The following is a 19783-nucleotide window of genomic DNA, read 5'->3' on the forward strand; positions in this document are numbered from 1 at the left end:
CGGGGCGCAGCCCTCGCTGCCCCGGTCAGGGGGCGCGGGGGGCGGCAGGCCGAGGGGCGCGTCGAGGCGACGGCGGGGTCGGGGCCCGGGACGCCGCCAGGACGGTGCGCTCGACGTCTCGCACCACGAACGCCGCGGTCGCGTCGTCGAGGCGCGCCGCGTCCGCCGTGAGCACGACGTCGACGCCGCCGTCCGGCGCGTCCACGAGGTGCAGCGTGAGCGTGACGCCGCCCTGCTCGTCGGACGCGTCGGCGCGCGCCAGCCGCCGCGACCGCGTGGGTCGTGCGCGCAGCGTCCGGTCGGGCCCGGTGCCGCGCCGGTCGTTGTACCAGCAGGTCCCGTCGTACGCGGTCGTCGGGTCGGCGGCGGCCTCGCGTCGGAGCAGGTCCTTGTCGTAGTACGCCGAGCGGTACGCCGTCATCGCGGCCCGCCAGACGCGCGGCCCGACCTCCTCGAACGGGGCGTCGAGGCCGTCGACGTGGAGCAGCCCCTCCATCGCCGTCGTCACGACGGCGTCCGCGAGCGCCGGCCGGAACCGGTTGCTCACCATGACCTGGAGCGCGAGGTCGCCGCGGCCCGCGGCGGCGGCCAGCGCCCGGCACGACGCCGCGAGCAGCACGCCGGACGTGCTCGTGCGCCACCGGGCGGCCACGCGCTCCGCGGCGGGCCCGAGGCGGAGCGAGCGCAGGACGGTCTGCCGGTAGCGCGGCCGCGCGGCGGCCTCCGCGCCTCCGTCCTCCGTGCCCTCGTCTCCTCTGCCCTCGCGGACGGCGCTCTCGCTGTCCGGGCCCTCGCCGTCGGCGCTCCCTCGCGGGAAGACGACGACGGGCGCCGCCCGCATCGTGCGCAGGGTGCGGGCTCGGGCGGCGGCGTCGTGCCGGCGGCCGTCGTGCGACGTCTGCCAGGCCGCCTCGTCGAGAGGAGTCCACGCGGCCCGCTCCGGCGGGGCGCTCCCCGCGGCGAGGGCCGTGAGGTCGGCGTCGAGCACGGGCAGGCCCCAGCCGTCGAGGGCCGTGTGCGCGACGACGAGCACCGTGTGGTGCACCGCGCCGTCGACGGTCACGAGACCGGCGCGCACGGGCAGGTCCGTCGCGTAGTCGAACCTGCGGCCCCAGAGCTCGTGACGCATGCGCGCGCCGCGCACGGCGACGGCGGCGAGGTCGTCGACGCGCTCCTCGACCACCTCGACCGTCCCGACACCGCAGATCTCCTGGACGAAGGCGTCGCCCCGCGCGTGCATTCGCGTCCGCAGGGAGTCGTGGCGCTCGACGAGCGCGCGCACCACCTCCACCGCCGCGGCGGTGGGCAGCGGTCGGTCGAGCGGACCGCCCCACACGAGGTTGAACTGGTGGTCCTGCGGCGCGAGCGCCGCGAGGGCCCGCCGGATGGCGGTCTGCCCCCATGTGGCGGGCCCCTCGCCCGCGCTCCCGCGGACCTCGACCCGGTGCACGACCCTCATCGGGCCTCCTCCCCTGCGGCGACCGGTCGTGGCACGCGGACCGGGCGGTCGCGCTGCTCCCCCGGCCACGCCCGGACGCGGCACACGTGCGGGCGCGCGCCCGGCGTCGCGCACGCGGCGACGGCTCCGTCCGGGGCCGGCACGTCGGACACCCACCACTCCTGCCCGCGCCACGCGCCGTCGTCGGCCCGCACGAGCCCCGGGGCCGCGACGTCGAGGCCGAGCACGTCGAGCAGGCGCCCGCCGACCGCCTTGGCGCACGCCTCCAGGCGCGCGAGGCGACGCCAGTCGTCGGTGGCTCCCGCGGTCCGGGCCGCGGGGCCGAGGTAGCGCGCCGCGACGCGGGCGACGTCCACGCGGGGGTCGCGCACCTGCACGTCGACGCCCACGTCGTCGCCCGCGAGCGCGACGAGCGCGTGCCCCCCGCTCCGGCTGAGGTTCCACCGCTGCCCGACGACGGGCCCCGGCTTCCCGTGCGGCCCCACCTCCCACCGGACGTCCGCGGGTGCCAGGCCCGCGCGCCGCGCGAGGATCGCGCGGGCGGCGACGTGGGCGTGCACGTACCGGGAGGCGTCGGCGGCGACCGCGAACCGCCGGGACCGCGCCCGTTCCGCCGCGCCCAGCAGGGTGTCGCTGCCGAGCACGGGGACCGTCGTGTCGACGTACCAGGCCTCGACGTCGAGGACTCCGCTCATGCCACGACCTCCAGGCTCGCGACGCGCAGGGGACGGTCGGCCCGCACGAGGACCTCCAGCCCGCCGCGCAGGGGTCGTGCCGTCACCGGCCGCAGGTCGGGCACGCGGTGGTGCGCCCCCGGCACGGGCTCGGGCCCGACGGCGAGCACGGCCGCCGTCGCCCCACGCCCAGCCGCGACGCCCGCCGCCGAGTCCTCGAGCACGAGGCACCGCCGCGGGTCGACCCCGAGCAGCCGGGCCCCGGCGCGGAAGCCCTCGGGGTCGGGCTTCCCGCGCGTCACGTCCTCCGAGCACACGAGGCGCCCAGGCACCGGCAGCCCCGCCGCGGTGAGGCGCGCGAGCGCGACCTCGCGCGCCGCCGACGTCACGACCGTCCACGTGCGGGCGTCCAGACCGGCGAGCAGCTCGGCCGCGCCCGGCACGGCGACGACGCCCTCGGTGTCGTCGCACGAGAGGCGGTGCAGCCACGCGGCCTCGCGCGCGACGTCGGCACCCGGCGCGACGAGGCGGACGACCTCGACGTCGCGCCGCCCGTGCGACGCGGCGACGACGGCCGCGCCGTCGAGCCCGAGGCGGGCGGCCCACGCGAGCGTGTGGCGCTCGATCGCGGCGGACGAGTCGACGAGCGTGCCGTCGAGGTCGAGCAGCAGCGCGTCGCCGCGCCACCGCCACACGCCCGCAGGGCCGCCGCTCACAGCAGCTCCGCCGCACGCGCGGACCGCGCCGCGGCGTACCGGTCGGCGTACTCCTGCGCGGCGCCCGTCGCGTGCTGGAGGCCGAGCGGCGCGCGGCACGGGCGGCCGAGCGGCTCGCCCACCGCGCGGGCCACGACGGGCAGGCCGGGCGCCTCGTCCGCGAGCGCCACAAGGAGGTCGGCGGCGTCGAGCCGCTCCCCGCCCGCGGCCGACGCGCGGCGTGCCGCCCACAGCCCGCGCGAGACGTGCCGTCCGCCCGGCACGAGGCCGAGGAACCCCCGCACCTCCAGCCGCTCGCACGCGAGGACCTCCACCGTCGCCCGGGCGTCCTTGGTCCGCCCGTCGCCGTGCACGGGGTCGGGGCCGCCAGGCGCCGGGTGAGGGCGGCCCGTCCCGTCGCCCGCGGAGGACACGGTCTCGTCCGACCCGACGGCGGTCGCCGCTACGCCGTGCTCGGCCACGACGCCGTGCTCGTCCACGACGTCCTGCTCGTCCGCCACGAGGTGCTCGGCCGCGCCGTCGAGGTCGCCGTGCGCGGCGTGGTCGGCGACGGCGTCCGCGGCCTGCGCACCGCACGACGCGCAGTCGTGCACGACGACCCGCACCGGCACCGCGGGACCGGCCGCGCGGCAGACGACGGCCGCGTCCCGCTCGGCCAGGACCCGCACCGCGTCGAGCGCGGCCGGGTCGAGCCGGTCGCCGAGAGCGGCCGGGCCGCGACGGTCGTCGTGAGCGGCCGGGTGGGGACTGTCGTCGCCAGCGGCCGGGCCGCGACGGTCGTCGCGTGCGGCCGGGTCGGGCCGGTCTCCGCGCGCGCCGGGGCCGGGCCGGGCGGGCCCCGCGGGGGACGCGCCGCCCGCCGTGGCGTCCCGCGCCGTGGCCGCCCAGGTCGCGCCCGCGGCGAGCGCGTCGAGACCGAACGCGACGAGCTCGTCGACGCGGCTCTCGGGGCGGTCGGCGGGGAGCAGCCCCGAGAGCACCCACGTCCGCACCGCGGCCGCCCGGTGCGCCGTCGTCCCGGGGCCGGCGGGCGGTGGCCAGGCGGTCCGCGCGACGTCGGACCCGAGCAGCCAGCACGCCGCGCCGAGCTCGACGAGCGCGGCGGGCGCGACGCCCCCCAGCCGCGGGCAGACCCCTGCGGCGAGCGCCGCGACGTCGTGCGCGACCGCCGCCGGGTGGACGCCGAGCCACCCCGCCCAGGCGTCCCAGGCCCACCCGAACGGGTGCTCGAGCGGCTCGCCCGCCGTGGGGCGCAGCACGCGCAGCGTGCAGCGCGACCGTTCGAGCGTGACGGCGACCGGCCGCAGGGTCGCCGGGACGCGCGCCGGCGTGCGCTCCGGCCCGGGCCGGTCCCACGCGTCCGGGTCGACGACGTCGTCCGCCGGGACGGTGGCGTGCCGGGCGCCGTGCGCGTCGTTGCCCGCGAGGCTGGGGCCGTCGCCGTGCTCGAGCAGGTGCGGCAGCGTCGCGACGACCGGGTACCGCTCGCGCGCGCAGAACGTCACGACGGCCTCGTCGTCGTCGCGCGCGTCGTCGGGCAGGGTCGCGAGGTGCGCGGCGAGCCGTCGGGCGCCGTCGGCGGGGAGCACGAGGCCGAGCGTCGGCACCCACTCGTCGTGGCCGAGCGGCGCCCAGGCCTGGCCCGCGGCCGCGGCGGCGCGCACGAGGTAGGCGTTGCGCGGGCTGTTCCAGTTCGAGTACAGCGCGACGGCGTGCCGCGGCCGGGCCCGCACCGCGCGCCGGACGAGCTCGGCGAAGCCCGCGACGGGCGCGACGTCGTCCTGGAGCACGAGGTGGTGCGTCGCGCCGGGCGCGACGGCGGCCCAGGCGCGCTTCGCGGTGCGCAGCGGGCTGGGCGGACCGTCCGGGTCGGGGTCCTCCACGACGCGGACGTCCAGCGGGGCGCACGCGCGCACGAGGGCGGACACGTCGCCCCGCGCCGGGTGGTGCATGACGACGACGCTCAGCACCGGGTCGCGGACCTCGCCCCGCGCGGCGGTCACCCGCCCCGGCCCGGGCTCCCCGGCGCGCGCGACCGCGGGCCCGGCCGTCACGGCGCGACCTGCCGCGCTCTGCCGCCGCCCGCGCGTCGTCGCACGAGACGCACCGCGACGGGGAGCAGGACGGTCAGCCCGACGACGTTCGCCACCGCGATCGTCGCGTACAGCGCGGTCGGCCCGCCGCCCGCCCGCGCGAGCGCCCCGCCGACCCCGAGCGACACCGCGTGGTAGAGCACGTTGAGCGTCACGGCGACGCGCCCGTACCCGAGCTGTTCGAGCAGCGTCACGAGGTACAGCACGAGGCCCACGCCCGCGTACGACGGCCCGACGACCCGCAGGTACAGCGCCGCCTGCGCGGCGACCTCCGGGTCGGCGGAGAGCTGCCCCGCGAGCAGGGGCGCCGCCGCGAGCACGAGGGCGCCCACGACGACGTACGTCCCCGCGACCACGACCGTCCCGGCCCGGAACGTGCGCGGCAGGAGACCGAGCGCACCTGCGCCCCACTGCTGGTTCATGACGATGCTCACCGCGGCCGCGAGGCCGATGGCCGGCACGACGACGAGCGTCTGGACCGTCGCGGCGCCGCCGAACCCGGCGACGACGTCGGTCCCCGAGGGCCCGAGCACCCACACCATGACGAGGTTCGTCACGGTGAGCAGGAGGTAGGACAGACCGACCGGCAGGCCGACGCCGAGGAGGAGCGCGCGCACGTCGACGCCCCGGTGGTCCGCCGCGCCCGGTCGCGCGGCGCCGCGCATCCGTCGTCCCGCGGGCGGGAGGAGGCGTGCGCGCACGAGGAGGGCCCACGCGACGCCCGCGCCCACGAGGGTCGACCCGGCGATCGCGACCGGGACGGCGAGGACGCCGAACCCGCCGACCAGCCCGACGAGCCACACGACGAGCACCTGGAGCCCCGCGACGAGCAGCGCCACGGTCGCCGACGCACCCGTGCGGCCCCAGCCGCGCAGCGCGGCGGCCGCCACCGCCGTCGGTACGGACAGGACGCTCGCGAGCACCGTCCAGCGTGCGAACGCCACGAACTCCGCGACGAGCGGGTCCGGCACGGAGAGCACGGTCGCGAGCGCCGGGGCGGCGAGGACGACGAGGAGCGCCACGGCGCCGAGCACCGCACCGCCCGCGGCGACGAACCGCCCCAGGAGCGCCGTCGTCGCGGACGACGGCACGCCGTCCCGGCCGCGCGCGCCGCGCAGGCGCGCGAACCCGACCTGCGTCGAGACGTCGAGGCCCTCCTGGACGGCGAGGACGAGGAACGTCACGGGGATGAACAGCGAGCGCACGTACAGGCCGTCGTCGCCCATGTGGCCGAGGAGCGCCGCGACGACGAGCTGCGCGAGCGCCCCGACGACGAGCGCGGCGCAGATCGGTCCCGCGAGCCGCAGGACGCGCCGGCGCAGCTCCGCGACCGACGGCGCGGACACGCCCGGCGGCCCCGACGCGCCCCGCGGCGCGGCGTCAGGATCGGGCCCGGGGACGGGCAGGGCCGGTGCCGTTCCCGCCTCCCTAGACGAGCTCGACATGCCGTGCCCTGCCCTGCAGCCAGCCCTGGGCGAGCGTGAGCCGCTGGACGGTCCGCGTGCCCTCCATCATCTCCAGGCCGGGCACGTCGCGGACGAGCTTGTCGAGGTACGGGTGCTCCCACCGCGCGCCGGGTCCGAGCAACGCGGGCACCGCGCGCGTGACCTCCTCCGCGAGGTCCAGCGCCGTGGCCTTCGCCGCCGCGGGCAGCGTCCCGTCCGCCGCGTCGGCGTCGGCGCCGCGCGCCGCCTGGAGCACGAGGGCCCGGGCCGCGTGGAGACGGTCGTCGAAGGTCTCGAGCAGCCGGCGCTCGTCGGCCCGGAACGACGACCGCTCGGCCCGCACGTAGTCGAGGGCCGCCTGCGTGACGCCCACGGCCAGCGCCGCGACGACGGGTCGGAGCCGGTTGAACGTGCGGACCGCGCCGAGGAGCCCGCGGCGCGACGGCGAGAGGTGCCGCCCCAGGGTGTCCTCCGGGCGGAGCGGCACGTCGCGGAACCGGACCTCGCCGAGCTGCACGGCCCGCATGCCCGTCGTCACGAGCGGCGCGGCGTCGAAGCCCGGGCGCGCGGTGTCGACGAGGTAGACCCCGACCCCGAGCGGGCCGGGGCGGTGCCGCGCGAACACGACGCCGAGGCTCGCCCGGGCGACGTTGCCGACGTACTTCTTGTGGCCGCGCAGGACGCCTCCCGCGGCCACCGCGGTCTCGAGCGCGGCGGCGTCCGAGCCGCGGTCGGGCTCGGTGAGCCCGAAGAACGTCCACGTGCGCGGCTGCGCGACGTGCCGGTAGAAGCGGTCGCGCTGCTCGTCGTCCGCGAGGTCGTCCACGACGACCCCGGACATCGACGGCCCCGGCGCCCCGACGACGACGGACGCGTCGCCCCACGCGAGCGTCTCCGCGACGACGGCGCGCTCGACGCACGTCCGCACGAGCACGGGCACGCCCCGCACGCGCAGCGGGTCGTCGAGATAGCCGGGCGGGAAGCCGCCGAGCTGCCGGTACGGCAGGACGCCGGCGTCGAGGAGCGCGTGCAGCGCGCCGGGGTCGGCGTCGACCGCGAGCGCGCGCTCGCGGAGCGCGACGGCCACGGGGCGCAGGTGGTCCCGCAGCGCCAGGAGGTCGACCGTGGTCATGCGTCCTGCCCTTCCCCGCCGCGGGTCGCCCCGGTCGGCAGCGTCCCGCTCGCATGGCCGAGCAGGTCGATCGTGCGGGCCAGCCGGGCCGCGTCGCCGTCGACGAACCCGGAGGCGCCGAACAGGTTGTGGACGGTGCGCGACGTGCGGTCGAGCACCGCGGTGACGCGCGCGAGCGTCGTGGCGGGCACCGGTCGGTCGTCCGCCCGCTCCCCGGGCTCCGCGGTCACGCGCGCCAGCAGCGCCTGCGCCTCCAGGTGCGCGAGCGCGGCGTCCGCGAGGACGAGGCGGACCGGCGGCAGGTTCACCGTCGCCGTGCCGCCGACGCTCCGGCCGCGCAGCCGGTCGACCGCACGGTCGGCCAGCCGTTCGCACAGGCCCGTCCGCGCCCACGCGACCCCCACGCGCCACGCGGCGTCCGCGGCGCGGCCGCGCCGGTCGTCCACCGGCCCGGACGCCGCCGCGCGCCAGGCGAGCAGCGGGCCCGCGTCCGTCACCACCTCGCCCAGCAGCGCCGCCCCGGGCGGCGGGGCGACGTCGTCGGGCAGCAGGACGCACTCCCCCGGCAGCGCCGCGACCGGCAGCACCGCGGCGAGCGCGACCAGCGCCGCGACCGCGCCCTGCTCGCGCGCGACGTCGCGCACCCCGGCGATCCCGGTGACCCGGGCGACCCCGGCCCCCGAGGTCGCTGCACCCCCCGCGGCGCCCGGCGCCGCGACGCCGGCGCTCACCGTGCCCGCGTCCCGCGAGACGACCCCCGCGCTCATGCGAGCACCGCCTCGCGGGCGCGGCCGCCGGCCTCCGGGGCCGTCGCGGCCGACCGCGGACCGAGGGCGAGCGAGCAGCGGTAGCCGAGCTCGACGCACCGCTCGTGCAGCACGACGGGCGCGTCCGGGGCGTCGTCGTCCGCGAGCACCTCCCAGACGCCCGTCGCCGCGGCCCCGGGGTCGGCGTGCCGCACGACGTCGCCGTCGAGCAGGGGCACGTCGGCCGGGTCCACGTCGACACCGAGGACGACGCGCCGGACGTCCGGGCCCGCCTCGCGGGGCGCGTCGGACGAACTCGCCGACGCGCCGGGGCCCGCGGGGCGCGGACCCCGCGGGGCGCGCGCGACCGACAGGTCCTCGACGGGCCGCCCCGCGCCGTCGCGCGCGACGACGAGCGCCACCACGCGGTCCCGCGCCGGGACGCGCGTCGCGGTGGGCGGGAGCGTGCACTGCTCGAGGACGAGCACGACGGCCGTCCCTGCGCGCCCGGCATCGCCCGGCCCGCCGACCGGCCCGCCTCCCGGTCCGCCGCGCGACCCGACAACGGGCCCGCCGTCGGCGAGCAGCTCGCCCGCGAGGCGCAGCGCGGTGAACGGGCCCGCGAGCCCCTGCTCCGTGACGCAGAAGGTGGACGGGCCGCCGTCGAACAGGTCCGCGACGAACCCGCCGAGGAGCCGTTCGTGCTGGAGGTCGGGCGTCGTCACGACGAGCACGACGAGGCGCACGTCGTCGAGCAGCCCATGCCCGTCGAGCGCCGCGCGCGCCGCGCGGATCATCGTCGGGTAGTCGCGGCCCGGCCCGTCCTCGAGCCACTCCGTCGGCTGGTCCTCGCCGTAGACGTACCGCAGGTCCTCCGCGACCGACCGCCGCGTCCCGTCCCCGACGGGCACGAGGTCGTCGACCGGCACGTCCACGACGGCCCGCACCCGCAGCGCGTCCTGGCGCGGACCCGACGCCGGCGAGGCTCCGGGCCCCGCACCGCTGCCCCCGAGCGGCACGTCAGTTCCGGGTCGAGTGCTCGACGACGAAGTCCGTCAGCGAGCCGACCGTCTCGAGGTGGTGCTGCTCGAGCGACTCCGGGTCGACCTCCATGTCGAGCGAGTCCTCGAGGGCCATGAGCAGGCCGAGGACGCTCGTGGAGTCGAGGTCGAGGTCGTCGAACAGGCGCGTCGTCGCGGTCACGTCGGGCAGCGGTCGCCCGAGGACGCTCGACAGGGCCTCGACGACGGCCCCGACAACGCGCTCGCGGCCGAGGGCCTCCTGCGGCTCGGTGCTGGTGCTCACGATGGTTCCTCCGGGTGGTGGGTCGGCGCCCGCGGGGCGGGCGGTGGCTGGACGACGGCGGACGGGCGGTGGGTCAGGGGACGGCGCCGACGGGCTCGACCCGCGCGCCGAGGTCGTGGAACACCTGGCGCGCGAGGAGGTCGTCGGGCGTGTCCGCGTGCCGGACGAGGAACGTCTCGTCGCCCAGCGTGAGCACCTCGGCCGGGTACCCGTGGCTGAGGAAGTGCACCGGCGACGCCGTCGCGCCGTACGCGCCGGAGCGGTCGACCGCGACGAGGTCGCCCGGCGCGAGGTCGGCCGGGAGCGGCACGGCCTTGCCGATCGTGTCGTTGGGGGTGCACAGCGGGCCCGTCACGTTCCACGCGACGTCCTCGGCGGTCGACGCGGGCCCCACGCGGCGCATCGGGAAGTTGCGCTTGACGAACGACCCGATGCCGACGGCCGCCATGTGGTGGTTCGTGCCGCCGTCGGCCACGGCGAACCGCTCGCCCATCGACTCCTTGACGTACCGCACGCGCGCGACGTACGTGCCGCACAGCGCCACGAGGTAGCGGCCGAGCTCCATGACGAGGTCGGTCCGGGGGTGGCGCTGCACGAACGCCTCGACGACGGGGTTGAGCGCCGCGGTGAGGACCTCGACGTCGAGGTCGCGCTCGCGCTCGAAGTACGCGACGCCCAGGCCGCCGCCGACGTCGACGAGCTCCAGCGGGAACCGCAGGCGCTCCGCGAGCCGTTCGGCGAGATCGAAGATCCGCGTCGTGTTCTCGACGATCGTGCCCTCGTCGAGGATCCGCGTCCCCATGTACACCTGGACGCCCACGACGCGGGACGCGGTGAGGCCGTCGCACAGGTCGGGCGCGTCGAGGAGCTGCTGCTCGTCGATGCCGAACTGGCGCGGCTTGCCGCCCATGGTGAGCCCGGAACCCTTGACCGAGAACGACGGGTTGACGCGCAGCACGACGCGCGCGGGCCGTCCCACCGCCTGCGCGAGCTCGTCCACGAGCGCGAGCTCGGGGAGCGACTCGACGATGATCGCGCGCACGCCCGTGTTGAGGCACGAGACGAGCTCGTCCCGGCTCTTGCCGGGGCCGAGGAACAGGACGTCCTGCGGCGCGACGCCCGCGGCGAGCGCGGTGCGCAGCTCGGCGAGCGACGACACCTCGGCGTTCGCGCCGAGCGCGTGCAGCAGCCCGCAGACGCTGACGTTCGGGTTCGCCTTGAGCGAGTAGAAGATCCCCAGCGCGGGGTGCAGCCGCTCGCGCAGCGCCCGGTAGTTCGCGGCGAGCACGTCGCCGTCGTACACGTACACGGGGGTGCCGTACCGCTCCGCGACCGCGGCGAGGTCCGCGCTCCCGGGCGTCGTCGGCCGGGTCGGGGTCGTGGTCATCGGGCGTCTCCTTCGGTGGGGCGGCCGGTGGGCCGCGAGGCCAGCCGCTCCGTCACGGCGCGGTCGAGGCGGGTCAGGGTGTCCTCGTCGGGCGCGACGAGGAGGCCGTGGAGGCGGCCCGCAAACGTCGTGCTCGGCGTCGGCCCGGACGCGCCCGACGCCCCCGCGTTGACCGTGCCGGTCCCCTGGACCACGAGGCCCGCCTCGCCGGGGGCGCCGGGCAGCAGGTCGCCGAGCAGGTCGTGGAGCGCCGCGAACGGGAGCGGCGCGTCGAGCACCAGCGGGTACTGGCGCGCGAGCGCGACCCACCCGTCGGGCTGGAACCGTTCCTGGAGCGGGACGGTGTACGTCGACATGTTGCTGCGCGCGTTGATCTCGAGGACGGGCAGGAGCCGGCCGTCGGTGCGCACGAGCGCGTCGACCCCGACGAGGCCGTGGAAGCCGTCGGCCGCGAGCCGCGCGCCGAGGCGGCCCGACAGCTCGGCCAGCGCGTCGACCTGGTCCGCCGGCAGGCGCGACGGGATGCGGTGGCCCTTGTGGACGCCGCCCTCCGTGATCGCCTCCTTGACGAAGTCGAACGCGACCGAGCCGTCCCGCGCGACCGTGAAGTGGTAGTTGAGGTCCGTCGCCTTGTCGGCCCAGACCTCCACCACGACGGCGAGGCGGTCGTCGCCCGAGCGCGCGGCCCGGCGCGCGACCATGCGCACGAGCTGGTCGAGCCGGCGCGGGTCGTCGACGACGAGGATCCCCTTCCCGGAGACGCCGTACGCGTCCTTGACGCCGACGGTCGCGCCGTCCGCGACGAGCCGCGCGGCCTCGGCGCACGCACGCTCGAAGTCCTCGACGGTGCGGCACGCCCAGCCGCGCGCCTGCTCCACGCCCAGCTCGTCGCACAGCCCGCGGCTGTAGACCTTGCTGTTGACGGTCTTGGTCGTCGCCGCGTCGGGGAGCACCGAGCGCAGGCCCGTCGCCGTCGCGAGGTCCTCCTCGGCCGACGACGTCCCGTGCGCGAGGAGCCGCACGCCGTCCGCCGCGAGCTCCCCCAGGCGCGCGAGCAGCGCGGGCGAGTCGAGCGCGTCGAGCGTCACCGTGCGCAGCGGGTCGCTCGACCCGGCGACGTGCACCGTGGGGAGCCCGACGCCCAGCGCGTCCAGGTGCGCGAGGTGGTCGGGGTCCGGCTCGGCCTTGAGCACGACGTGGTCGCGCGGGCCCGCGAGGAGCAGCGCGAGCTCGTCCATGCGGTGGACGAGCGCCGCCGTCGCCGACGCGCCGCCGACGGCGGGCAGGCCGACCTCCCCGGCCGCCCACGCGTCCTCGACCTCGACGTTCCCCAGCAGGACGAGCGGCGCGTCGGGCGCGCCCGCGAGCGCGCGCTTCGTCCGCGCGAGGAACGGCTCGCGGTCGGCCGTGGTGGTCTGCGGGGCTGTCCTCGTCACCTGGTCGACCGTCATGCCTGCTCCTTCGTGTCATGGGCCGTGGCACCTTCGGAGCCTTCGGAGACCCTGAAGCCCTCCGAGGCCTCGTGGCGCAGGACCATGGCGGAGAACGTGGCGCCCAGCCCGACGGCGACCATGAGGAACGGGTCGCCGGGCCGCAGCCGACCCTCGGCGCGCGCGGCCGCGTAGCCGATGAACGAGTCCGCCCCGAAGCAGTGCCCGGTCACCGGGACGTCGTCCAGCCGGACGCGCGCGAGCGGGAGGCCGAGACGCGCGCACAGCCGCCGCCAGGACACGCGGTTGACGTTGTGCGGCAGGACCAGCGCGAGGTCGTCCAGCGTGAGGCCCGCGCGCTCGACGGCCTCCAGCACGACCTCGGCGAGCACCTCGGTGTACGTGACGCCGAACGGGCCCGCGAGGTCCTCGGGGAGCGGCACCTGGTGGTACTCGCCCAGCGTGCGGGTCGCGTAGGCGAGGACGGGGCTGCCCGGCGCGAGCCCGTCGGCGGACGAGCCTGCCGGGCCTGACGCCGCGACGAGGCACGCCGCCGTGCCCTCGCCCATGATCGTCGTGCCCTCGATGAGCCGGGAGCCCGGGCTGAACGCCTTCTCGCCCGTGAGCACGAGCGCGAGCGCGTCCGGGTCGCCGTCCGACGCGAGGAGACGCCCCGCGAGGTCGACCGCGAGCAGCGCCGACGCGCACGCGTGCTGGGTGAGCGTCCACACGACCGCGTGGTCCAGGCCGAGGCGCGTCGCGGCGTCGTGCAGCGGGTTCACCCCGACCGGGGCGACCGTCGCGATGGTCCGCGCCCCCAGCACGTACCGGACGCGGTGCTCGTTGCCCGCGAGCCCGGGCACGGCGCGCGCCGCGGCGACGAGCAGGTCGGTGAGGGTCTGCCCCGGCGCCGTGCACACCTCGCGCAGCCCGAAGAACCGCTCGAACACGCCGAGCTCGAGGTGGTCGAGGCCGAGCTCGTCGGCGAGGTCCCGGATCGGCACGCGCGTCGCGGGCACGTGCGCGCCGACGTCGACGAGGGTCGTCATGCCGCCGTCCCGGGGACGTCGACGACGCTGCGCAGGTGCGTCGCGAGCGCGCGGGGCGTCGGGTTGTCGACGACCGCCTCCGGGTCGAGGTCGACGCCGAGGACGTCCTCCAGGTCGCCGAGCAGCGCCAGCACCTGGACCGAGCCGAGGCCGAGCCCGGCGAGGTCGGCCCCCGCGTCCACGTCGGCGGGGGCGACGCCGAGCGCGGTGGCGACGTGGCGCAGCACGAGGTCGTCGAAGGCGTCGGGGCGGGGTGCGGTCATGGTCGGGTCCCTGCGAGCTCGGGGTGCGCGCGGTCCCGGGCCGCGCGCAGGGAGTGGAGCGCGGCCAGGTCGCCCCGGCCGTGCAGGTCGCGCGCCCGGCCGCGCTGGATCTTGCCGCTCGTGGTCCGCGGCACCTGGCCGGGACGCACGAGGACGACGTCGTGCACCGCGGCGCCCGAGACCGTCGCGAGGTGGGCCGCCATCTGGCGGACGACGGCGTCCAGCTCCTCCTCGGCGCTCGCCGCCCCGCCAGCCCGGGCGCCCGGCGTGGGGCGGAACTCCTGGACCGCGCAGAGCGCGCCCGGCCGGCCGTCCGCCTCGAACACCGCGCCCGGGCGGCCCTCGGCCCCGGGGTGCAGGCGGCGCAGCTCGCGCTCCAGGTCGTACGGGTAGAGGTTGCGGCCCGCGACGATGAGCAGCTCCTTGATGCGGCCCGTGACGACGAGCTGGCCGCCGTGCAGGGCCCCCAGGTCGCCGGTCCGCAGCCACGGGCCCGTGCCGTCTGCGGCGACGGCGCCGAAGATCTCCGCCGTCGCGGTCGCCGCCCCGTCGCCCCAGTACCCGGCCGCGACGCTGCCGCCGCGCAGCCAGACCTCGCCGACCGTGCCGTCCGGCACGGTGGCGCCCTCGCCGTCCACGACCCGCAGCTCCACCCCGCTCGGCACGCCGCAGCACACCAGGCGCGCGCCCGGCCCCTCGACCGCCGCGGCGTCGGGGAGGGCGGACAGGTAGGAAGCCTCCTCCGTCACGACCAGGCGGCCGTCGGCGAGCGCCGTCTCGTCCGCCGTGACGACGAGCGGGAGGCGCCTGTCGGGGTACGTGGCCGTCAGCGTCGCCTCCGCGAGGCCGTAGCCCGGCCCGTGCGCGGACCCGCGGAAGCCCACGGGCTCGAACCGGCGCGTGAACGCGTCGAGGACGGCCGGGTCGACCGGCTCGGCGCCACCGAGCGCCCAGCGCAGGCGGGACAGGTCGAGCTCGGCGAGCTGGTCGTCGCGCACGCGCCGCGCGCACTGGTCGTAGCCGAAGTTCGGCGACGCCGTGACCGTCGCACCCGTCTCGGTGATGGCGGAGAGCCAGCGGACGGGGCGCTTGAGGAACGACGTCGAGGGCACGACGACCGCCGTCGCCCCGAGACCGAGCGGCACGAGCAGCATCCCGACGAGGCCGAAGTCGTGGTACCCCGGGAGCCAGCTGCAGAAGACGTCGTCCGGGACGAGGCCGAGCGTCGTGGTGAAGGCGTGGTGGTGGTGCAGCACGTTCGCGTGCGTGACCACGACGCCCTTGGGGGTGCTCGTGGACCCGGAGGTGTACTGGAGGAACGCGACGTCCAGCGGGCCCGGGCGGTCCCGCCGCGCCGGGCCGTCCGTCGCGCCGTCGACCACGGTGACGGCGACCGGGCCGCCGTCGGCACGTCGCAGCGGCACGGCCCACTCCGTCGTCTCGATCGCGGCGGTCGGGTCGACGAGGACGACGGCGGCGTCGCAGTCCGCGAGCATCCCGCGCACGCGCTCGCGCTGGTACGCCTGCCCGCCCGGGAGGGGGGACGGGACGGGCACCAGCCCGGCGGAGAAGCACGCGAGGAGCCCGACGACGAACGACGCGGTGGCGGAGTAGAGGACCAGCGCGCGGTCACCGGTCTCGTGGCGGGCAGCGAGGCGGGCCGCGAGCGCCGCCGCCTGCGCGTCGAGCTCGGCGTAGGTGAGCGTCCGCCGCTCCCCCACCTCCGGCACGACGACGACCGCGGGGTGGTCCGGGCGCTCGCGCACGTGGTCGCGGACGAGGTCCACGAGAGTCCGGTCGTCCGGCAGCACGCCCACGTCGCCCCCTGCTCGCCGGCGCCGGGACCGTCCCGACGCACGCGGACGCCAGGAAGCACACGCCCCACCCCGGCGGTCCGGGGGAAGCCTCGCAGCGGTTGCTCGCGGTGTAAACAAATTCACGTGGCCGGAAGAGGACAAATGCCTTCTCTCGACCGCAACCCGTCACATCGGTCCGCACCGCGGGGCGGCCCGGGACCGTTACCGGGGTCGACTACAGTCACACGGCGTGACCTCGACGGAGCGGGACCCGGTCCTCGGGGCCCGCCGTTCCGCGCGGGCCTTCGCGCTGCGCCGCGCGCACGACGTCCTCGTTCTCGACGACGGCAGCGAGGCCTGCCCGGAGCCCCTGTGGCTCCGGGTCCGCGAGCGCGCCCGCCACGCCGCACGCCTCCGCGTCGTGACGCTCGGTGCGGGTCGCGGCGAGGGCACCGACGGCGCGCCCGCGCAGGACGGCGGCCCCGGTCGTGCGGCGGGTCGGCCCGGTGACGTGAGCGGCGGCGCCCCCGCGGTCGAGCGACGGGTCGCGACCTCACTCCCGGTGTCGCTCGTCGCCCTCGACGCCACCGTCGTGCTCGTGGCGCGCCCCGGGCGCACGCGCGCCGTGACCGACCGCGACGCCGTCGCCGCCCTCCGTGCCCTCGCCGAGTCCGAGTGGGACCGCGCGCGGCCCGACGGCGACGCGCTCGCCCCGAGCGAGGACACGCTGCTGCGGCTGCTCGCCGAGGGCAAGACCGACACCGCCGTCGCCGTCCGGCTGGGCGTCTCGCCCCGCACCGTGCGCCGACACGCCGCCGGCCTCATGGGGCGGCTCGGCGCCACCAGCCGGTTCGAGGCCGGCGTCCGGGCCGCGCAGCGCGGCTGGATCCGGATGACCGACCGCTGACGAGACCGTTGCCCGCCGGGGCGCCCGCCACTATCCTGGGACGAGCCCGTCGCGCTGAGCGTCGGGAAGTGGACCCGAGACCCGTCCGGATGGTCGTGGCGCTCGGGTCTCGCGCTGTCCGGGCTCGGTGCTAGAGATCGACGACCCGGCTCACCACGGGCTCGCACCGCTGGCGCCAAGAGGTGCCCCTCGCCCACGCCCAGGCGATCGCGTCGGGCAGCGCGAGCAGCGGTTCGGCGGTCGCGCTCTCGTGCCGGTACGCCAGACTCTCCGAGCACCCCGCGGCTCGGGTGGCCTCGATCAGGTGCCTGCGGTCGCGCTGGACCAGGCTCTCGTCCCGCTCGAGGCACAGGTGCGTGCGCCGGTCGCGGGCGATGTCCTCGACGAGGGCGCGCAGGCACCTCTCGCGCCGTTCGAGCTCCGTCCTGTACGCGCCTCCTGCCCGGTAGACCGTCACCTCCGGGGCCAGTCCGACGAACGCCTCGAGGATCTTCCGGCGACGCGCGTCGCTCTCCCTCTTCATGTGGATGCGTGGCTGGCGGGGCATCGTGAGGTCGCGGACGACCCGTCGCGCCGTGTTCATCGAGCCGGGCAGCACGACGGCCGCGACGAGCAGGTACTCCCGTGCCTTGCTCTCGTCGACGAACACCTGACCGACCACGTGGCCACCCTCCCCCTGCGACGACCCGAGGGTACGCGCCGGGGTGCGACACCGGGACCGCCCGGCGACGACCGCCCGTCGCGGGAAGCGATCAGCGGCCTCGGGGACGACGTCGCGCGAGCGGGAAGGACGGCCCGCCCCGTGTCAGCGCGGGCGCTCAGCGCGCCGCGCCCGCCGCGACCTGGGCGTCGCTGCGCAGGATGCAGAACTCGTTGCCCTCCGGGTCGGCGAGGACGACCCAGCCGCCGCCGTCGGGCGTGCGGCGGTCGGCGACCTGGGTCGCGCCGAGCGCGAGCAGGCGCTCGACCTCCTCCTCGCGCGACCCGTCGGTGGGCCGCAGGTCGAGGTGGACGCGGTTCTTCAGCTGCTTGTCGTCGGGCACCTCGACGAACAGGACGTGCCCGCGGCTCTCGGCGGGCGTCGTCGCGTCGGACGGTGGGACGATCATGCACTCCTCGTGGCCGGGGAGGTTCGGGTCGCCGGGCACGTCGGTGTACCCGAGCACCTGGGCCCAGAAGACGGACTGCGCGTAGGCGTCCCGCGCGTCGAACGTGGTGTGGGAGATACGAGAGGTCATAGCGCGACCCTGCCACGCGCTCGCCGCGCGAGCACCGGCTTTTCGGCCCACACTGACCGGCGTGAGCCCACGGACGAGGCACGTCGCATGGACCGGCTGGGACGACGACCCCGACCGCCTCGAGGCGGCGACGGTCACCGTCCGCGGCGACCGTCTGGCCGCGCTCGGCACGTCGCGCGCCACCACCTACGCGACCGCGTGGGCGCTGCGCACCGGGCCGGGCTGGGTCACGGAGCACCTCGACGTGTCGGTGCGGGGCCTCGGGTGGTCGCGGCACCTCGACCTCGTCCGGATGCCCGACGGCGCGTGGCGGGCCGACGTGCGCGAGGCGGGGACGCCGCCGTCGGGCCTGGCCGCGCCCGGGGTGGAGGACCCGGCCACGCTCGACAGGGCGCTGGACTGCGACATCGCGCTCTGCCCGGTGACGAACACGATGCCGATCCTGCGGCTCGGCCTGCTCGGGGACGACCCGCCGGCGCACGAGACGCACCTCGTGATGGCCTGGGTCGAGGTGCCGTCGCTGCGCGTCCTGCGCAGCGACCAGGTCTACGCGGCGCGCGAGCCGCTCGACCCCGCGACCGGGCAGGGCGTCGTCAGGTACACGAGCGCGACGCGCGACTTCACGGCCGACCTCACCGTCGACGCCGACGGTCTCGTGGTGGACTACCCGGAGCTCGCGCGCCGCCTCTGACCCCGCCGACCACGAGGTTGCTGTCGCTCTCGCGTCGAGGACGACAGGAGGCTCGTGCTCGACCGCGCGCAGGGTCGTGGTCGGTGAGGCGTGCCCGCCCGGTCAGTCCTGCGGCGGGCGGCGCAGGCGCTTGACGTCGGTCCGCCGCTTCTTGGCGGCGATCCGCCGCTCGACGGACCCGCGCGTGGGCCGCGTCGCCCGCCGTGACGGCCCGGGCGGCGCGACGGCCGCGGCCAGGAGCGCGGCGAGCCGGGTGCGCGCCGCCTCGCGGTTGCGCCGCTGCTCCCGGTGCTCGGACGCCGCGACCGTGACGACGCCCCCGACGACGCGGCGACCCAGCCGGTCGAGCAGGCGTGCGCGCTGGGCGTCGGTGAGGACCGCCGACCGGGCGACGTCCCACGACAGCTCGACGCGCGAGTCCGTCGTGTTGACGCCCTGCCCGCCGGGGCCGGACGAGCGCGAGAACCGCCACGACAGCTCCGCCTCGGGCACGACCAGTGCGGTCGTCACGCGCAGGCCGGTGCGGGCGTCGTCGGGCATCCGTCCATCGTGCCCGACGAGGACCCCCCAGCCCAACGGATTCGGACCCCGGCCCCCTGGCCGACCACCGTCCGTCGAGCACGGGACGAGCGACCGGAGAGGGGCCCTCCCGGTCGCGGACCGCGTGCTCGGCGCTGCCGTTCGACGGGCGGGACGACCCGTCCGACCTGCAAGATCACAGCGCGCCCTCCTTGACCTCAACCGTGGTCGAGGTCCTAGCGTGGCTGCATACCGACGGAAGGAACCTGAGGAACCATGCCTGTCTACACTCTCCCCGAGCTGTCCTACGACTACGGTGCGCTCGAGCCGCACATCTCCGGGCGGATCATGGAGCTGCACCACTCCAAGCACCACCAGGCCTACGTCACCGGCGCGAACACCGCCCTGGAGAAGCTCGCCGAGGCCCGCGAGTCCGGCGACTTCGCCGCGATCAACCTCCACGAGAAGAACCTCGCGTTCAACCTCGGCGGCCACGTCAACCACTCCGCCTTCTGGACCAACCTCTCCCCCGAGGGCGGCGGCGAGCCCACCGGCGAGATCGGCGCCGCGATCGACGAGCACTTCGGCTCCTTCGACGCCTTCAAGAAGCAGTTCGCCGCCGTCGCCGCCGGCGTCCAGGGCTCCGGCTGGGCCATCCTCGCTTGGGACTCCATCGGCCAGAAGCTCATCACCGTCCAGCTCTACGACCAGCAGGGCAACCTCACCCTCGGCCTGACCCCCATCGTCCTGCTCGACGTCTGGGAGCACGCCTACTACCTCGACTACCAGAACGTGCGCGCCGACTACGTCACCGCCTGGTGGAACCTCGTCAACTGGTCCGACGCCGAGGCCCGCCTCCAGCGCGCCAAGACCCAGACCGCCGGGCTCATCGTCCCCTGACGACCCCGCCGCACGACACCCGGTCGGCGAGCA

At 77.3% G+C, this 19783-nt stretch carries 20 protein-coding genes; 3 read left to right on the plus strand and 17 right to left on the minus strand.

Translation table 11 applies throughout. The features are described from left to right. Positions 1-25: 25 nt before the first annotated feature. The 14 genes from B8281_RS03385 to B8281_RS03450 all read right to left on the minus strand — a co-directional run bounded on the left by B8281_RS03385 (position 26) and on the right by B8281_RS03450 (position 15516). Positions 26-1459 carry a condensation domain-containing protein gene (locus tag B8281_RS03385; protein ID WP_085386916.1) on the minus strand — a complete coding sequence of 478 codons (1434 nt, stop codon included), beginning with the start codon at positions 1457-1459 and terminating at the stop codon, positions 26-28. Further along, positions 1456-2154, minus strand: a complete 699-nt coding sequence (locus B8281_RS03390) for a 4'-phosphopantetheinyl transferase superfamily protein (RefSeq protein WP_085386917.1) — start codon at positions 2152-2154, stop codon at positions 1456-1458. Before B8281_RS03390 ends, B8281_RS03385 begins: the two co-directional genes overlap by 4 nt. Then, positions 2151-2849 (minus strand): HAD-IA family hydrolase, encoded by a 699-nt coding sequence (locus B8281_RS03395; RefSeq protein ID WP_157446545.1) that lies wholly within the window; start codon positions 2847-2849, stop codon positions 2151-2153. Before B8281_RS03395 ends, B8281_RS03390 begins: the two co-directional genes overlap by 4 nt. Continuing rightward, positions 2846-4903 carry a hypothetical protein gene (locus B8281_RS03400; protein ID WP_085386918.1) on the minus strand — a complete coding sequence of 686 codons (2058 nt, stop codon included), beginning with the start codon at positions 4901-4903 and terminating at the stop codon, positions 2846-2848. The genes B8281_RS03395 and B8281_RS03400 overlap by 4 nt, the downstream gene beginning before the upstream one ends. Next, the gene (locus tag B8281_RS03405; protein WP_198163134.1) at positions 4900-6288 is read right to left on the minus strand and encodes an MATE family efflux transporter; all 1389 of its coding nucleotides are present in this window, start codon (positions 6286-6288) and stop codon (positions 4900-4902) included. Before B8281_RS03405 ends, B8281_RS03400 begins: the two co-directional genes overlap by 4 nt. Before the next feature lie 82 nt (positions 6289-6370). Next, entirely contained in the window at positions 6371-7519 is a 1149-nt protein-coding gene (locus B8281_RS03410; protein WP_085386920.1) for an acyl-CoA dehydrogenase family protein, read from the minus strand. Further along, positions 7516-8286 (minus strand): acyl-CoA dehydrogenase family protein, encoded by a 771-nt coding sequence (locus B8281_RS03415; protein ID WP_085386921.1) that lies wholly within the window; start codon positions 8284-8286, stop codon positions 7516-7518. The genes B8281_RS03410 and B8281_RS03415 overlap by 4 nt, the downstream gene beginning before the upstream one ends. Further along, positions 8283-9212 (minus strand): hypothetical protein, encoded by a 930-nt coding sequence (locus tag B8281_RS03420; protein ID WP_157446546.1) that lies wholly within the window; start codon positions 9210-9212, stop codon positions 8283-8285. Before B8281_RS03420 ends, B8281_RS03415 begins: the two co-directional genes overlap by 4 nt. A gap of 73 nt (positions 9213-9285) precedes the next feature. Continuing rightward, on the minus strand, positions 9286-9570 hold the full coding sequence (locus B8281_RS03425) for an acyl carrier protein (protein WP_021482864.1): 285 nt from the start codon (positions 9568-9570) through the stop codon (positions 9286-9288). A gap of 73 nt (positions 9571-9643) precedes the next feature. After that, positions 9644-10957, minus strand: a complete 1314-nt coding sequence (locus tag B8281_RS03430) for a type III PLP-dependent enzyme (protein ID WP_085386923.1) — start codon at positions 10955-10957, stop codon at positions 9644-9646. Further along, on the minus strand, positions 10954-12408 hold the full coding sequence (locus B8281_RS03435; RefSeq protein WP_085386924.1) for an ATP-grasp domain-containing protein: 1455 nt from the start codon (positions 12406-12408) through the stop codon (positions 10954-10956). Before B8281_RS03435 ends, B8281_RS03430 begins: the two co-directional genes overlap by 4 nt. Then, complete coding sequence (locus B8281_RS03440) at positions 12405-13436, minus strand: 3-oxoacyl-[acyl-carrier-protein] synthase III C-terminal domain-containing protein (RefSeq protein WP_085386925.1); 1032 nt, start codon at positions 13434-13436, stop codon at positions 12405-12407. Before B8281_RS03440 ends, B8281_RS03435 begins: the two co-directional genes overlap by 4 nt. Continuing rightward, positions 13433-13699: an acyl carrier protein gene (locus B8281_RS03445; RefSeq protein ID WP_085386926.1), complete on the minus strand. Its 267-nt coding sequence runs from the start codon at positions 13697-13699 to the stop codon at positions 13433-13435. The genes B8281_RS03440 and B8281_RS03445 overlap by 4 nt, the downstream gene beginning before the upstream one ends. Then, positions 13696-15516, minus strand: coding sequence for a fatty acyl-AMP ligase (locus B8281_RS03450; protein ID WP_198163135.1), 1821 nt, complete (start codon positions 15514-15516; stop codon positions 13696-13698). The genes B8281_RS03445 and B8281_RS03450 overlap by 4 nt, the downstream gene beginning before the upstream one ends. Before the next feature lie 229 nt (positions 15517-15745). Between B8281_RS03450 and B8281_RS19100 the strand changes: the two genes are divergently transcribed. After that, entirely contained in the window at positions 15746-16402 is a 657-nt protein-coding gene (locus B8281_RS19100; RefSeq protein ID WP_157446547.1) for a LuxR C-terminal-related transcriptional regulator, read from the plus strand. A 130-nt stretch (positions 16403-16532) separates the two neighbouring features. Here the strand turns inward: B8281_RS19100 and B8281_RS03460 are convergent, their stop codons facing one another. Together B8281_RS03460 and B8281_RS03465 are read right to left on the minus strand one after the other, a co-directional pair. Continuing rightward, complete coding sequence (locus B8281_RS03460; protein WP_085386928.1) at positions 16533-17063, minus strand: hypothetical protein; 531 nt, start codon at positions 17061-17063, stop codon at positions 16533-16535. 157 nt (positions 17064-17220) lie between these two features. Further along, complete coding sequence (locus tag B8281_RS03465) at positions 17221-17640, minus strand: VOC family protein (protein WP_085386929.1); 420 nt, start codon at positions 17638-17640, stop codon at positions 17221-17223. A gap of 61 nt (positions 17641-17701) precedes the next feature. On the opposite strand from B8281_RS03465, the gene B8281_RS03470 reads away from it, so the two are divergent. After that, positions 17702-18331 (plus strand): putative glycolipid-binding domain-containing protein, encoded by a 630-nt coding sequence (locus tag B8281_RS03470; protein WP_085386930.1) that lies wholly within the window; start codon positions 17702-17704, stop codon positions 18329-18331. 102 nt (positions 18332-18433) lie between these two features. Here B8281_RS03470 and arfB read toward each other — a convergent pair whose 3' ends face one another. Then, positions 18434-18871, minus strand: coding sequence for an alternative ribosome rescue aminoacyl-tRNA hydrolase ArfB (arfB, locus tag B8281_RS03475; RefSeq protein WP_085386931.1), 438 nt, complete (start codon positions 18869-18871; stop codon positions 18434-18436). Positions 18872-19126: 255 nt separating this feature from the next. Here arfB and B8281_RS03480 point away from each other — a divergent pair, with 255 nt between their 5' ends. Beyond that, complete coding sequence (locus B8281_RS03480; protein ID WP_074804415.1) at positions 19127-19750, plus strand: superoxide dismutase; 624 nt, start codon at positions 19127-19129, stop codon at positions 19748-19750. Positions 19751-19783: the final 33 nt, after the last annotated feature.

The sequence above is a fragment of the Cellulosimicrobium sp. TH-20 genome (assembly GCF_002105775.1).
GTDB classification, from domain to species: domain Bacteria; phylum Actinomycetota; class Actinomycetes; order Actinomycetales; family Cellulomonadaceae; genus Cellulosimicrobium; species Cellulosimicrobium funkei.

Bases quoted from the DNA above. Each gene is read 5' to 3' on its own strand.
- B8281_RS03385 (WP_085386916.1), bottom strand. From the start codon at position 1,459: ATGAGGGTCGTGCACCGGGTCGAGGTCCGCGGGAGCGCGGGCGAGGGG.
- B8281_RS03390 (WP_085386917.1), bottom strand. From the start codon at position 2,154: ATGAGCGGAGTCCTCGACGTCGAGGCCTGGTACGTCGACACGACGGTC.
- B8281_RS03410 (WP_085386920.1), bottom strand. From the start codon at position 7,519: ATGACCACGGTCGACCTCCTGGCGCTGCGGGACCACCTGCGCCCCGTG.
- B8281_RS03415 (WP_085386921.1), bottom strand. From the start codon at position 8,286: ATGAGCGCGGGGGTCGTCTCGCGGGACGCGGGCACGGTGAGCGCCGGC.
- B8281_RS03430 (WP_085386923.1), bottom strand. From the start codon at position 10,957: ATGACCACGACCCCGACCCGGCCGACGACGCCCGGGAGCGCGGACCTC.
- B8281_RS03435 (WP_085386924.1), bottom strand. From the start codon at position 12,408: ATGACGGTCGACCAGGTGACGAGGACAGCCCCGCAGACCACCACGGCC.
- B8281_RS03440 (WP_085386925.1), bottom strand. From the start codon at position 13,436: ATGACGACCCTCGTCGACGTCGGCGCGCACGTGCCCGCGACGCGCGTG.
- B8281_RS03445 (WP_085386926.1), bottom strand. From the start codon at position 13,699: ATGACCGCACCCCGCCCCGACGCCTTCGACGACCTCGTGCTGCGCCAC.
- B8281_RS03465 (WP_085386929.1), bottom strand. From the start codon at position 17,640: ATGACCTCTCGTATCTCCCACACCACGTTCGACGCGCGGGACGCCTAC.
- arfB (WP_085386931.1), bottom strand. From the start codon at position 18,871: ATGCCCGACGACGCCCGCACCGGCCTGCGCGTGACGACCGCACTGGTC.
- B8281_RS03480 (WP_074804415.1), top strand. From the start codon at position 19,127: ATGCCTGTCTACACTCTCCCCGAGCTGTCCTACGACTACGGTGCGCTC.